Here is a 15075-nt window from a genome sequence, read left to right on the forward strand (position 1 = left end):
GAGATTCCTCTCTTGAGAATCGGTGAGCGAGTGTCTCACCGGGCTGTTCGCGAGGCTCGACGGCGGGTGAATACCGAGGAGCCCCAAGTACGTGGGAATCCGAAGCCTCGGGAATCCGGCTTGGTCAGGCGCTACGACGCCTGCGTACGACGGCGAGCGTGCCTGCCGCCAGGACCGCCACAACTGCTACGCCACCGATGATCAGGCCTGTATTGCTGTCATCGGCCTTCTCGGCACTGCCGGCGACAACCGCTTTGTCACCGGACTTGTCGTCCGGGGCCTTGGCGGAAGCTGACGAGGCAGGAGAGGGAGTGGGCGAGCCCGAGAGGTCGGGGGTCTTCTCATCGGTCAGCGGGTTGATGTCGGGGTCACCTGGATCACCCTTGCCGTGCAGGATATTGACACCCGGACGGATCAGGCCGTTGCCGAGGTAGCTACTGCGCTCGCTTTCCTTCCAGGTACGGCTGGCCGTGTCGAAGAGCACACGGAGTACCTGATTCGCTGTCCAATCACGATGAGCGGACCAGAGGAGAGCGGCGGAGGCAGAGGCGATGGCGGTGGCGGCGCTGGTGCCACCATCGCCATAGCAGTAGCTCTGGAATTTTTCGTTGCACCAACGCGGGATATCGTTTCCAGGCGAGGCAATATCGACGCTGCCACCATACCGGGAATAATCAGCAACATTACCCTTTTTGTCTGCGGAAGCGACTCCGATGACGTGGGGATAAGCGGCCGGATATTCTTTCTTATTGCCCTCTTTGGCATTATTGCCAGCACTGGCGAAAAAGAGCTTTCCTTTGCTCTCAGCATATTTCACTGCTGCTCGCTCATCCGTAGATGAGTATTCGCTACCGAACGACATGCTGATGATCTGCGCATCACTGTCAGCCGCAGCACGGATAGCGTCCACGGCATCTGTCCCATTGACCGGATTATTATTTTGGAATTCGGTATTGGAGATTCGCATGGGAATGATCTTCACGCCAGGGGCAAGTCCCTGTAGACCGCCACCCTTTCCTGTGCCGGCGATCAACTCGGCCATTGTTGTCCCGTGGCCCTTGTAGTCGTCCGTTTCCTTTCCGATACCTGTGGCATCCAGCCCCTTCAGGACCTGCCCCTTCAGCGAAGGGGTGGACGGGTTGACGCCGGTGTCAATGACAGCGACCTTGATGCCCTCGCCTGTGGTGACCTCCCACATCTCCTCAGCGCGCATCACATCCAGGTACCACTGCTTCGAGCGCACATCGCCCGCAGCCATGGCGGCCGGAGCCGTGCCTGCGACGAGCACACTCCAGGCCCCGACCACAGCCAACGTGCCGAGCACCCTCCGCCGCACCACGTGAGGCCCCTTGGTCTTCACGTCCTGCCTCGCTTCCGCCGTCATCCCGGCTTCCGTACCTTCCCTGTACTTACTCGACTACTGGCGGCACGGCACCACGCCGTCGCCCCGTCCACGTCTCTTCGTCCTCAGTCAAGTAATCGGGACGCGAAGACGCCGTGGGCTCCTGCTCATCTTTTTCAGAACCGCTTCGGCCCGGACCTCGAACAAGACCTGCGCCGCCCTGCGTGAATCCGCCGCCACGCGGCCTCGTACCGTTAGTACCGCCACGAGGCGTACCGACCACGCCATTCGAACTGGCCGCACCGCGGCCGCCGGCGCGAGCCGATCCCTTTGCAGGATTCGCGCCGACAACTCCCGGCTGGCCGGTTCTCCCCCCGGTAGAGCGGCCCGGAGAAACACCTTCTCCGCCAACGACGGTCCCCCGAGGAACACGAGAACCAGAGGAACCCCCGGCAGCGCGTGGGTTACCACCCACGACGCCCTCCGCGCGTCCTCCACGCGGCCCCACCGATCCCCCTGCTCCCGGACGCCCTGAAGCAGAGCTCCCAGCCGCCGCGGCCCCGCTCCCCGGCCCCCCGGACCGTCCAACCGCCCTCGGCACACCAGATGAACCCGCAGATCGCGGCGCACCACTCTGGAATGGGCTTACCCCGTTACTGACATAGGACGGTGTGAATCCGGATCCACTTCCGGGGCTTGTCGGCCCACCAGAACCGACCGGTGCAGGTGCGGAGCTCTCACGTGGCACGGCAGGGGCCGAAACACTGTTGATCTCCAACGACGCATCACGGTCCGGGAGGATTGCGGAATCACTCGCGGAGACTCGCCCCGTCCCACCGTCTGCTGCGCTGACGGTCACGCTGCGATCAGGCCCTGGCGTCGATTCGAAGCCTTCAGAACGTACCTGAGTACCAATGTCACTCGTCCGGTACGCAACGCTTTGCGGAGCGGCGCCACCCGACAAGTGCGCGCCTGACGGCACGGTTTGCGACCCCGGAATCAATTCACGGTCCGTTGTGGGCGGCGGCACGTTCGCCTTGAGCGCTCCATCGAACTGCGGCGGTTCCTGCGCCGCGAGCCTCTCCTCCGAGACCGCGTAGAACGACGCCAGCCGGTACATCTGGTTGATGGCTTCCTGACGGTCCTTCTCAACCTTCACCGCTGCGGCGTAGTCCGCGTTCCCCTCGATACGGCCAGGAAGCGGAATGTCCTCGACTTTCTTCCTGATCAACCGACCGTCGCGCGCCGGCATCGAACTGCGCACCGATGCCAACCCCGTACCGGCGACCGTGATCTGAGTTCCCGCCACATCAGCGAAATCGGCGAGACTTACCGCGTGCTTCGCGAGATTCGTCCCGAAGACCTTGAAGGCAGCACCCGAGTCGCCCTGCCACTCCACCTCGTCGATGTAGCCCTTCAGCTCGCGCGCGGCCTCCTTCAGTGCGTCCCGTGCCTTCCAGAGCGCATTACCCGCGTTCTCCAGGTCCGCATGATTCGCGCTGTCGACCAGGTCGATCATCGAGTTCAGCTCACGCCCCTCGAAGCTCGTGCTCCCGAACGGTCCCGCTCCCCCACCACTCCCGGGAACCATCGACGCCGAGATCCGGGAGATCTCGGTCTGACTCATCTGAATCTGAACGCGAGCTTCGTCGTCACTCAACGCGGGCTTTCCTCCACCGCTCATCACTGCACCCCCGGGTCAAACGTTCCACCGGCCGTATCGCTGGTACCGCGGCGCTCCGACTTCTCGTGTTCCTGATCGATACGCGTCCGGATCTCCGCATACCGCCGCCGCACGTCTTCCTCAACGTTGTTGAAGCCGACCGCCGCCGCGTGTACGCCGATGCTCAGGACTTCGATCTGGTCACCGAGCGTCCTGGACAGGGACACGAGCGCCTCGTGGACGCGGTTGTACTGCGAGTAGAGGCCGTCCGCCTCCGCGAAAGGGGCGTTTCGTCCGCTGAGGGAGGAGCGGGAGATTGTCTGGGCCGCCACCTTCGCGTTGCCGGCGGCGCCGCCCTCCAGCTCGCTCAGCAGTACATCCACATGTGATCGGAACTTCTTCAGCGCCGCGATCTGAAGCTTGAGATCGCCGTTGCCGGCGCCGCTCCCGTTGCCTGATCCCGGATCCGCCATCCCCGTACCTCCCCGTTTACCGCCTATGCATCGTGACCGTGACGACATGCACATCACTGGTCACATACATGTCACTCTATCCACTGGTACTGACAGCCCCCAAAGTCTTATCGGTCAAGGCACTTGGGGACATGCCGATCTGTGGGAACCTATGCGGTTGCCATCCGTGCCGGGCATATCCGCTCGATCTCCCCTCCGGCTTTGTCACGCCCTCAGCCGCTCGTCCGTCCCGGCCAGTCGCCGTGTCCGCCGGCGCGCGTCCCGGAGGGCTGTCGCGGCGCCCGCTATGGCCGCCACGAGGACTCCGCCGCCCACGACGGCGTAGGTGGCGAGGCGGGCGGTGCGTTCCTGGGGGGATTCGCCGAGGTGGACCTTTGCCGGGGTGGGCGCCTCGGCTTCGGTCAGGCCCTCGTGGGCCACCGGCTGTTCGATCGGCTTGTCGTCCTCGGTGAGGGCGCGTACGGGGTCGATGACGCCCCAGCCGACGAGGCGGTCGTGGCCCGCGACGGAGCGTTCTGCGGTCTGTTGCATCTGGGCGACGATCTGCTTCTGCGTCCAGTCGCCGTGCTTGGCCTTGATCAGGGCGGCGACGCCCGCGACGTAAGGGGCGGCGAAGCTGGTGCCGTTGTCGGCGCAGTGGCCGCCCAGCGGCACGGTGGTGACCATGTCGACGCCGGGCGCGGCGATGCCGACGAACTCGCCGGACTGGGAGAAGACCGCGCGCTCGTTGTTGCGGTCGGAGGCGGCCACGGCGAGCACGCCGTCGTAGGAGGCCGGGTAGGTCTTCTTGACGTTGCCGCCCAGGCCGTCGTTGCCCGCCGAGGCGACGATCACGACACCCGCGGCCAGGGCGGTGTCCACCGCCTGCTTCAGTGCGGGGATGGGTTCGACGGCGTTCTCGGTGTCCTGCGAGATGTTGATGACATCGGCTTCGGCGTCGACGGCGTAGTTGATGGCCTCGACGAGTTTCTCGACGGTGCCGTGTCCCTGCGCGTCGTTCTGCTGGATGGGGATGATCGTGGCGTCCGGTGCGAGGCCGACGAAGCCGGTGCCCTTCGCGGGGCGGGCCGCGATGATGCCGGCGACCTTGGTGCCGTGGCCGACGGTGTCGGAGGTGCCGTTCTCCTTGCCGCGTTCGAGCTTGTCGCCGTTGTCGTCCTCAAGGTCCTTGGGCAGGAAGTTGCGCCCGCTCTTGGTATCGACGGCCTTGGTCAGCTGCGGGTTCTTGATGTCGACGCCGGTGTCGATGACCGCGACCCGTACACCCTTTCCGGTGGACTGGGTGCGCAGTTCGTCCAGCAGGACGCGCTGGAGCGACCAGGGACGGCCCTCGTACTTCTTCGAGGGGTACGTGCACTGCGTGGACGAGTCGGCCGCCGCCTGGGACACCGGCAGACCGACGAACGTCACGGCGGTGGCCGCGGTGGTGGCCGCCACGGAGGTCAACAGACGCGGAAGACGGCCGTGGAGGCGGAGGCGGCGAGAGGTGGGTGTCATACGGCGGCGCCCCTCACGAGCCCTGCGGCTGACGGGCCGAGCCCGTCGACAGCCGCGGTCCTGTCGGCAGGAACGAGGACCAGGCGGCCGGAATGGGCGCCGGGGTGACCTCCTTGTAACCGAGCAGGTTCTGGGCCTGCTGGTCCTCCCGCCGCTGCGCCGCCTTCTCCTTGGCCGAACCGGGGGCGCCGATGCCGGAGTCGTCCGTCGCCGTGTCGCCGTTGGCCTGCATGGCGTAGCGCAGTCCGGTGTCGGTGACCAGGAAGACGAATCCCGAACCGGTCGTGGCGCCCTTGAACTGGCGGAACAGCTGCCCGGATCCGGGGGTGACGTACGCGCTGCTCGATCCGGTGGGCAGGGTGGCGGGGAAGCCGGTGCCCGCCCAGGTGCTGAGAGTGGTGGCGCCGCTGTCCCTGTCCACCTTCCGCAGGACGTTGCAGACGGTGTTGCGGCTGCCCGCTTCGGTGCTCGCCGAGTTGACGTGCTTGGGGGCGTTCGCCGGCCAGTCGTTCTCGCTGCCGAACGCCCGGCCGGGCCGGATGGCGCTGGGGTTCACGGGCTTGGCCTCGCCGTTCTGGCCGAGCTCGCTCACGTCCAGGTCCTTACTGCTGAGCAGCAGCTTCGCGGTGAAGTCCGATACGGGGGCGATCCGGCCGGGCAGGACGACGTAGATCTGCTTCTTGGTTCCGTCGGCGGCGGCGAGGATCATGCCGACCTTGTTCAGCTCGGGGGCAAGCTCGCCGGGGGCACCGGCGTCGTCGCCCGGGATTCCCTCGATCGTCGGGAAACTGATGGGGTCGCCCTTGTGCAGCGTCTCCAGCCAGGCGGCGGAGACGCGCTGGGGCTTTCGGCCCTGGCCCACCAGCTGGCGCAGCAGCAGCTCGTCCTTCGCCACCTCGTACGCCTTGCCGCCCGCGTCCACGATGTAGCGGGTGCGTTCGGGGGCCGGGCCCTCGACGTACATCAGCTCGCCGCCGCGCAGCCGGTCGGCGCCGTCGGTCTTGGCCTGGTCGCGTTCGGCGAGGACGAACGCGGCCTTCTGGATGGCGCCGCCGCCCTCGACGGGCCGCTCGCAGACCGCCCAGCGCTTGGTGGCGGCCGCTTCCTTGGCGTCGGGCAGCCGGTCGGGCGCGTAGGGGATGCCGATGGTGGCGCCGTGCGGGATCTTGCCGTTGTCCAGGACGGACTCGCTGACGTTGACGACCTTGCTGTTGGCGCCGCCGAGGAGAAGCTTGGCCGAGGCCATGTTCAGGACGGGGTGGAGCTGCGTCTTGCCGTCCGTCCTCAGCACCACGTAGCGCGTGGTGGACTTGCTGGCGATGATGACGTTCTCGCTGGGCTTGTCCCAGTCCTTGGGCGCCACCGGCTTGAACATCCCCCAGGCGCCGAAGCCCGCGAGGATCACCACACCGACGATCGCGCCGGGCAGCACCGCGCGCAACGGCCGGGGCGCTCCCTCTTCGGAGCCGGTCGCGTTCGGTTGTACGAACTGCGCGATCAGCCTTCGCTTCGCGAAGGTGTACGCGTTGAGTTCGTCCCGTCGTGATGCCATCTGTCCGCTGTTCCCTCTCCCCGTGGGCCGACAAGGTTGCCACACTCACCGAGAGGGCCCGCTGTCGTACCGGCCCCCTACTATGCATGCTGGGGCTTGCGACGCACTGCTCAGGTAGGGTGAACGCCCCGTCAACACCCATGCGAACTTGGTAATTACGGCACGAGGGGGGCAAGGCGGCGATGAGTACGGCGACGCGCGAGCGCGATCAGCGGAGTACGGCGCGGGTCCCCGGCGCTTCCCGGAAGCGACGTAGCAACGTACCGGCGGCGGGTTCCGGCGGTGTTCCGGCCGCGGCTCCCGCGAAGACCTCGCTACGGCCCCTGTCGACGACCGGCCGGGTGGGCCCCTTCCAGTTGCGGCAGTTGGTCCTGGTCGAGGCGGCGCTCGCGCTGGCGCTGATCGGCGTTGCTCTCGGCGGGCTCTGGCTCGTACCGACGCTGGTCGTCGCGTGCGTGCTCGTGCTGCTCGCGGTGGTGCGGCGCCGGGGCCACGCGATGCAGGACTGGATGTCCTCGGCGCTCGCCCTGCGTGCGCGCAGGCGGGCCGTCGAGCCGGCAGCGGCGGACGTGGATCCGTCGCTGGCACCGGTCGTGGAGAGCGTGCCGGGCCTGCGCCCGTTCACCTATGTCGACCGGGACCGGCGCACGGTGGGGATGCTCGGCGACGGAAGCTTTCTGACCGCTGTGGTGCGGGTCGAGGCCAGCGGTGACGGGCTGCGCCCGGTGTCCGGGGCGCGTTCGCTGCCGCTGTCGCTGCTGGGCGCCTCGCTGCGGGTCGACGACATCGCTCTGGAGTCCGTGCAGTTGGTGCAGCAGGTGCGTTCCGCGCCCGCGCCGCATCTGCCGGAGCAGTCGGTGGCCCGCCTCTCGTACGCGCCGCTCCAGGAGGCGACGGGCGCGCCCGCGCTGCGGCTCACCTGGGTGGCGGTGAAGCTGGATCCCGAGCTGTGCCGGGAGGCGGTCGAGGCGCGCGGTGGCGGCATCGAGGGCGCCCAGCGCTGTCTGGTGCGGGTGGCGGACCATGTGGCGAGCCGGATCACCGGAGCCGGGTTCCGGGCCGTGGTGCTGGACCAGCAGGAGCTGAACTCGACCATGACGACCTCGGCGTGCGCCAGCCCCGCCGTGTCCACGCGGGCGAGCCGGCCGGAGGCCACCACGCGCGCGCGTACGGCGGAGACGACCCGGGTCTGGCGGTGCGACGACCGCTGGCACACCACGTACGCGGTGGGCCGCTGGCCGGAGTTGGGGCGCGCCGCCACTCCGCTCCCCCGGCTGGTCTCGCTGCTCACCTCGGCCCCGGCGTACGCCACGACCTTCAGTGTGACGCTGCGCCCAGGCGCGCACCGGGGTTCGATGGACATCGCCGGCCATGTGCGGATCACCGGCGGCAGCGATACGGAACTGGTGCGGGTGCGCCGCACGTTGGAGGCCGCCGCCCGCACGGCGAAGGTCGGACTGATACGGCTGGACCGCGAGCAGCTGCCCGGCGTGCTGGCGACACTGCCCCTGGGAGGCGCGCGATGACCGCCGGAATCGGCACGGCACGCGGGCTGCGCGGACCGCGCTACGCGGGACACACCATGGCCGTCGACCATCTGGGCTCGCTGGCCCTGCCGGTGGGCGACGACGGTGTGGTGCTCGGTGACGACGCTGAGGGCCGTCAGCAGTTGGTCGGCTTCCACCGCTCGACTCCGTACGACGTACTGCTCATCGGCGGCCTGTGGTCGGCCCAGGTGCTGGCGCTGCGCGCGGCGGGTACGGGTGCGCGGGTGGCGGTCGAGACCGGGCGGCCCCAGGCGTGGACGATGCTGGCGCAGGCCGCGGGCGCGGGGCTGGAGTGCATCACCCTGCACGAGGTGGGACGCGTGCCTCCGATGGGTGCCACGGTCGGCAGCCCGGTGGTGGTGATCCGGGACTGCGGCATGCGCCCGCCGCGCGGTCGTGTGGTGTCCGCGCCCTGGCAGTCCGTGATGACCCTGCTGCCGTATCTGAGCCCGGTGGCGCCGCGGTTGATGCGGGACTCCACACTGGTGGGGGTGCAGCGGATATCGCCGCAGGAGGCGGAGCAGACCAGCCGCATTCTGGGGCTGTCCCGGGCCGAGAGCGACGCCCTGCCCACGCTGGCGGACGGAGTGACTCTCTGGTGCACCGGGCGGGAACGGCACTGGGTGATGACGAGTCCCACGGACGCGGAGACCGGTCTGCTGGGCGTCGCCCGCCGGATGGACTGAGGCGCGGACAGCGGCACCGGCCGGGGCCTGGGCTGCGGCACTGGCTGAGACATGGGCCGAGGCATGGGCTGAAGTACAGCCTGGGCACGGCCCGAGGGCCGCATTCCCGGAGTGTTCCATCGCGGGGAATGAGCTGTCCTAGGATGCCGAAGTGGCTTTGACCGGCATCCAGCGGACATTCCCCTGTATCCGTCGCGGAGAATCCACCTTCATCTCGGCCGTTACGAAAGGAATCTTCACCCATGGGGAGCGCACAGGAGAAGGACGAGCTGTACGCCCTCGACATCTCTGGTGTCGAGTGGCACGGTGCCCCCGGCACCAGCGCGGACGAGGAGCGGGTCGAGATCGCCTATCTGCCCGAGGGCGCCGTGGCCATGCGGTCCTCGCTGGACCACGACACGGTGCTGCGCTACACGGAGGCCGAGTGGCGGGCGTTCGTACTCGGCGCGCGTGACGGCGAGTTCGACTTGCAGTGATCCACCGGACGGACGGGAAAGGGGCGCGCTCGTGACGAGCGCGCCCCTTTCGTCTGCGTGAACATACGGTGTCCGGCCGCGCGGGCGGCGTCGCCCCGTGGTGTACTCCCTGCGGCGGGCTGTTCGTCAGCACCAGTCACCCGGCCGAGACCGGATTGTTGGGTGGCGTGCGTTGGGCGGACCTATGACCGAAATCCGCAGCGGAATATACGAATTCGACTCCTTCGCCCCGCATACGGAGCCGCTCACGGCCCGCTTGCGGGCGGTCACGGCACGGCCGGAGGCGCATCGCGGACGGTCCGCCCTGACGTGGTGCCGCCGACGGCGATTAGGGTGGGTGCGGGCGCGGAAGTACGGGACCGGCGGGCACGTCGGCCGCGCCGCAAAGGGGAAGAGCCGGGCTGACCGGACGGACGGATTCGGTCGCCCCCACCCACCACGGCACAAGGGTGCTCGACCACATCAGGAGGCAAAGTGAACGGCGATCGGGACGAGATCCGGGGAGGCTGGAACAGGCCGGCCACGGACGATCAGTCCGACGCGGAGCCCGAGATGACGGGTGAGTTCACCATCGACTACACCCCGCCCGCCTGGTACACGCAGAACGCGCCGGGGGACACGTCCGGTGGTGGCGCGTCGGCCGCGACCGTGCCCGCCAACTCGCCCCCGCCGCCGGACGGTACGCCCGTCGCCGTGCCGGGGCTGCCCGCAGGGCCCGGCTACGACCCGAACTGGGCTCAGGGCAGGCCGCCGCAGCCCCCGCAGCCGGGTCCGGAGCCGTCCGCCGCACCGGCGCCGCCGGTCGGTGTTCCTCCAGTCGGTGCTCCGCCCGTAGGTGTTCCGCCCGTCAACGCCGCGTCGGACTCCGCTCCTGGAGCGCCGGGGCCGTTCGGTGACGGCGGCAGCGATGTGGAGAGCGGCGCGACGATGCGGTTCTCCCCGGCCGCGCTCAAGCGCGAGTTCGCGGAGCGCGACGCGGAGAAGGAGCGGGCGGCGAAGGCAGCCGCCGGAAACACGGGCCCCGCCGCGGCCGACGCCCCCGAAGGAGTGGCCGAGCACGCGGACGCCCCCGCGACCGTGGGAGCCGGGGAGAGCACGGCACCCACCGAACCCCCTGCCGCCACGCCGGAACCCGCCGTCGCCGACAGCCGCGCCGACGCCGAGAGCTCCACCAATGCCGACGCCGACGGCGACGCCGACGGCGAGCACGAAGGTACGGACCGGGCCGAGGCTTCGGACGCCCCGCAGGCCGAGTCCGAGGCCGAGGCCGTGCACGGTCCCGGGGCCGCCACCGCCGACACGGACTCCGACCAGGCCGACCACGCCGAGGACTCCGACCAGGCCGCCCCGGACGAGGTCCCGGCGACAGCGGTGGCCGTACGGGAGGAGGAGGGCCGGCCCGAGGCCGACAACGTCGACAACGCGGCGGCCGCCTCGGACCACGACGACGCCGTTCCCGCCGATGCCGCGCCCACGGACTCCGCACCCGCCGACGCGGTACCGGCCGAGGAGTCCGCGGACGCCGCCGACGCCGCGGACGCCGAACCCCAGGACGCTCCCCCGGCTGCCGCGTCGGCGCAGCCCTGGTCGCCGCAGCAGCCCGCGCCGTACAGCGCCGGGCTGCCGCCGCTGCCGCCCGCGTTCCAGCCGGCCCCGCCCGCCTCCGCACCGCAGTGGCCCGCCTCGCAGCAGCAGGCCGAGCCCCAGGTCCAGCCACCGCAGGGCGCGGGCCCGAGCCCGTACGTATGGCCCCCGCACCCGGCGCAGAGCGGCTACGGCTTCCCTCAGCAGCAGGGACAACCGGCAGCGCCAGGACCCGCCGCGCAGCCACCGGCCGCGCCGCAATCCGCCGCCCCGCAGCCCCCGGCCCCCGCATCGGCCCCCGCACCCGCCCCGCAGCAGCCCGCGCAGCCGCAGCCGGCCCCCGGCCCCAACACCCCCGCCCCGCTTCCCGGTTACGGCTTCCCGCACCAGCAGGGTCAGCCGGGACCGTACGCGGCCCCCGCTCCGCATCCGGCCGCCCCCCTGGGCGGTTACGGCTTCCCGCAGCAGGGGCAGCCGGGCGCGCAGCCTCCCGTCCCCGCTGCCCCCGTCCCCGCTGCCCCCGTACCCCCGGCCGCCGGGGCGCCGCACGTTCCCCCGCAGCCGGGGCCGCGGAGTCCGGACGCCCCGCAGGCTCCGCAGTATCCCCAGGCTCAGCAGTTCCATCAGCCCCAGCCCCACCAGCAACCCGCTCCCGGGCCCGGCGGCGGCCCGGTGGATCCGCGCACCGGCGCCGGCTGGCCGTCGGCCGTCGCGCACGACCACCGGGAGCGCTCCGTACCGGGTGCGCCGCTCGGCTACACGGCGGCCGTGGAGCTTTCCTCGGACCGGCTGCTGCGCAACAACAAGCCGAAGGCCAGGAGCAGCCGTCCCACGTCAGGGGGGTCGCGCTTCCGGATCGGCGGCAGGGCGGCGGAGGCCGAGCGGCAGCGCAAGCTCGATCTGATCCGTACCCCGGTGCTCTCCTGCTACCGGATCGCGGTCATCAGCCTCAAGGGCGGGGTCGGCAAGACCACGACGACCACCGCGCTCGGCTCCACCCTGGCGACCGAGCGGCAGGACAAGATCCTGGCGATCGACGCCAACCCGGACGCCGGTACGCTCGGCCGCCGCGTACGGCGGGAGACCGGGGCGACCATCCGGGACCTGGTCCAGGCGATCCCGCACCTGCACAGCTATATGGACATCCGGCGGTTCACCTCGCAGGCGTCCTCCGGGCTGGAGATCATCGCCAACGACGTGGACCCGGCCGTCTCGACCTCGTTCAACGACGAGGACTACCGGCGTGCCATCGATGTGCTGGGCAAGCAGTATCCGATCATCCTCACGGACTCGGGCACCGGTCTGCTCTACAGCGCGATGCGCGGGGTGCTGGACCTCGCCGATCAGCTGATCATCATCTCGACGCCCTCGGTGGACGGTGCGAGCAGCGCCTCCACGACGCTCGACTGGCTGTCCGCGCACGGGTACGCCGACCTGGTGCAGCGCTCGCTGACGGTCATCTCCGGGGTCCGCGAGACGGGCAAGATGATCAAGGTCGACGACATCGTGCAGCACTTCGAGACCCGCTGCCGGGGCGTGGTCGTGGTGCCCTTCGACGAACATCTGGCGGCCGGCGCCGAGGTGGACCTCGACATGATGCGGCCCAAGACGCGCGAGGCGTACTTCCACCTCTCCGCCCTGGTCGCCGAGGACTTCGTACGGGCCCAGCAGGCGCAGGGGCTGTGGACCGCGGACGGCAACCCGCCGCCGCACCTCGCGCCGCCGATGCCCGGCTACCAGGGCCAGCAGATGCAGGGGCAGCCGTTCCCGGGTCAGCCGGTGCCGGGACAGCCCCAGGGACAGCCCTACCCCTACCCGCCCCAGCAGTACCAGCAGCAACCGCCGCCGCAGCACCCCCAGCAGCAGCGCCCGCCCTACCCGTACCCGCCGCAACAGCAGCAGTACGCCGGTCCGCAGCCGGGGGCGGCCGCGCAGCAGGGGTGGCAGCAGTCGCCGCCGCCCGGCCAGCCGCAACACACGCAGCAGCCACAGCCCCAGCAGCCCGCCCAGGGCCAGGGCCAGCCCCAGCCGCACCAGCCGCCCTACCCGGCCGGTCCCGCGCAGGGACAGCCGGGCCAGCAGAATCAGCCGGGCGCGCCGGGTGCCGTCCCGCCGGGTGAATGGCCTCCGCAGCAGACCCCACCCGCACCGCCAGCGCCTCAGCAGTAGCGCTTCAGAGGTCGAGACCAATGAGGGGCCGCACCGTCTCCACGGTGCGGCCCCTCGGCGCATTACCGCAGACCACACGGGGTTTGAGCGACCGTTGACTGACCGGACAAGCGCTGATAAACCTTCGCTTCACCAGTTGGCGAACCAGCAGCAACCCGGCTTCTCCGTGCGAGTGATAACACGAGGTCACCGTCCCATGGTCGAAAGAGTTCCCCCGCACACCGCGCGACAGTCCGTCCGGCCCCGCTCCCGCCGCCGTCCGCGCATCCGTCTCCGTCAGCTCCTGATCTCGGGTGCCGCTTCCGCCGCGCTGGTGGCCGGATCCGTGCTCCCGCTCGGCCCGCTGCTCCCGGCGCCGCAGGAGGCCCGGGCCGCCGACGGCAAGAAGGTTCTCACTGTCGCGGTCAGTCAGAGCGTCGACTCGCTCAGCCCCTTCCTCGCGCAGCGGCTGACCAGCACCAGCATCCACCGGCTGGCATACGAGTACCTGACGAACTACGACCCCGGGGACGCGCACACCGTCCCCGGCTTCGCCACCGCGTGGAAGCCGTCGGCCGACAAGCTGACGTGGACGTTCACCATCCGCGGGGACTCGAAGTGGTCCGACGGCCGGAAGGCCACGTCCGAGGACGCCGCCTGGACGTTCAACAAGATGATGACGGACCCGAACGCCGCCACCGCCAACGGCAGCTTCACCGCCAACTTCGACGAGGTCACCGCGCCCGACCCGACCACGCTGGTCATCAAGCTGAAGAAGCCGCAGGCCACGATGACGGCGCTCGACGTGCCGATCGTGCCGAAGCACATCTGGGAGAAGGTCGGTGACTTCTCCAAGTTCAACAACGACAAGACGTTCCCGATCGTCGGCAACGGTCCGTTCGTCATCACGGACTACAAGGTCGACCAGTACGTCAAGCTCAAGCCCAACAAGGACTTCTGGCGCGGCGCGCCCAAGTTCGACGAGCTGGTCTTCAAGTACTACAAAGACGGGGACGCGGCTGTCGCGGCGCTGCAGAAGGGCGAGGTGTCCTTCGTCTCCAACCTGACCCCGGCCCAGGCCGCGGCGCTGAAGAGCGCCAAGGACATCAAGGTGAACAACGCCCCGGGGCGGCGCTTCTACGCACTCGCCACCAACCCCGGCGCGCGGTCGAAGGACGGGACGAAGTTCGGCAACGGGGACGCGGCGCTGCGGGACCCGGCGGTGCGCAAGGCGCTCTTCCAGGCCGTGGACCGCGGGACGGTCATCGACAAGGTGTTCCAGGGGTACGCGGTCGAGGGCCAGGGGTACATCCCGCCGCGCTTCGCACCGTACTTCTGGCAGCCCTCCGACGACCGGCGGATCGCGTACGACCCGGCGGCGGCGGTCCGGACGCTCGACAAGGCCGGCTACCGGAAGAACGGGGCGGGCAAGCGGGTCGGCAAGGACGGCAAGCCGCTCGACTTCCGGATCCTGTGCCACGCCACCGACCCGAACGACAAGGCGATCGGCAAGTACCTCCAGGAGTGGTGGGGCGCGCTCGGCATCGGGCTGAAGGTCGAGTGCCTCGACAACGTCTCCGACCCCTGGCTGGCGGGAGACTACGACCTGGCCTTCGACGGCTGGTCCGTCAGCCCGGATCCCGACAACGCCCTCTTCATTCATACGTGCTACTCACTCCCCGCCACCCCCAAGGACAGCGGAGCCACCGACAACTTCATCTGCGACAAGCGGTTCGACGACCTCTATACGCGGCAGACGGCGGAGTACGACACCGCCAAGCGGGCGGATCTGGTCAAGCAGATGGAGTCGCGGCTGTACGACACCGGGTACATGAACGTCATGGCGTATCCGAACGCGGTCGAGGCGTACCGCACCGACCAGATCAAGTCGATCACGACGATGCCGGAGGCGGCCGGGAACATCTGGGGCCAGGACGGCTACTGGAGCTGGTGGTCGGCGACGCCCGCCGCCGACGCCGGGGGCGGTTCGGGCGGCTCCTCCTCGACCGGTGTGCTGATCGGGGTGGGGGCCGTCGTGGTGGTCGCGGCCGTCGCCGGTGGCCTCGTCATGAGGCGCCGCCGTTCCACCGCGGAAGACCGTGAATAG

General features: G+C 69.7%; 9 protein-coding genes. 5 read left to right on the forward strand and 4 right to left on the reverse strand.

Going from position 1 to position 15075, the window contains the following annotated elements:
• Nucleotides 1-124 precede the first annotated feature (124 nt).
• The 4 genes from OG627_RS07815 to eccB all read right to left on the reverse strand — a co-directional run bounded on the left by OG627_RS07815 (nucleotide 125) and on the right by eccB (nucleotide 6527).
• The gene (locus OG627_RS07815) at nucleotides 125-1384 is read right to left on the reverse strand and encodes a S8 family serine peptidase (RefSeq protein ID WP_329062784.1); all 1260 of its coding nucleotides are present in this window, start codon (nucleotides 1382-1384) and stop codon (nucleotides 125-127) included.
• Nucleotides 1385-3025: 1641 nt separating this feature from the next.
• Nucleotides 3026-3478, reverse strand: coding sequence for a hypothetical protein (locus OG627_RS07820; RefSeq protein ID WP_329062786.1), 453 nt, complete (start codon nucleotides 3476-3478; stop codon nucleotides 3026-3028).
• A 204-nt stretch (nucleotides 3479-3682) separates the two neighbouring features.
• Nucleotides 3683-4975, reverse strand: coding sequence for a type VII secretion-associated serine protease mycosin (gene mycP, locus OG627_RS07825; protein ID WP_329062788.1), 1293 nt, complete (start codon nucleotides 4973-4975; stop codon nucleotides 3683-3685).
• 13 nt (nucleotides 4976-4988) lie between these two features.
• Nucleotides 4989-6527 carry a type VII secretion protein EccB gene (gene eccB, locus OG627_RS07830; RefSeq protein WP_329062790.1) on the reverse strand — a complete coding sequence of 513 codons (1539 nt, stop codon included), beginning with the start codon at nucleotides 6525-6527 and terminating at the stop codon, nucleotides 4989-4991.
• Between the two features lie 182 nt (nucleotides 6528-6709).
• On the opposite strand from eccB, the gene eccE reads away from it, so the two are divergent.
• The 5 genes from eccE (at nucleotide 6710) to OG627_RS07855 (ending at nucleotide 15075) form a co-directional block, all read left to right on the forward strand.
• Nucleotides 6710-8053, forward strand: coding sequence for a type VII secretion protein EccE (eccE, locus tag OG627_RS07835; RefSeq protein WP_329062792.1), 1344 nt, complete (start codon nucleotides 6710-6712; stop codon nucleotides 8051-8053).
• Nucleotides 8050-8760, forward strand: a complete 711-nt coding sequence (locus OG627_RS07840) for a hypothetical protein (protein ID WP_329062794.1) — start codon at nucleotides 8050-8052, stop codon at nucleotides 8758-8760. Before eccE ends, OG627_RS07840 begins: the two co-directional genes overlap by 4 nt.
• 242 nt (nucleotides 8761-9002) lie before the next feature.
• A complete protein-coding gene (locus OG627_RS07845; RefSeq protein WP_329062796.1) occupies nucleotides 9003-9236 on the forward strand; it encodes a DUF397 domain-containing protein in 234 nt (77 codons plus the stop codon).
• 474 nt (nucleotides 9237-9710) lie between these two features.
• Entirely contained in the window at nucleotides 9711-12989 is a 3279-nt protein-coding gene (locus tag OG627_RS07850; RefSeq protein ID WP_329062798.1) for an SCO5717 family growth-regulating ATPase, read from the forward strand.
• A gap of 196 nt (nucleotides 12990-13185) precedes the next feature.
• Nucleotides 13186-15075 carry an ABC transporter substrate-binding protein gene (locus tag OG627_RS07855; protein WP_329062800.1) on the forward strand — a complete coding sequence of 630 codons (1890 nt, stop codon included), beginning with the start codon at nucleotides 13186-13188 and terminating at the stop codon, nucleotides 15073-15075.

Source organism: Streptomyces sp. NBC_01429 (genome assembly GCF_036231945.1).
Classification (GTDB): domain Bacteria; phylum Actinomycetota; class Actinomycetes; order Streptomycetales; family Streptomycetaceae; genus Streptomyces.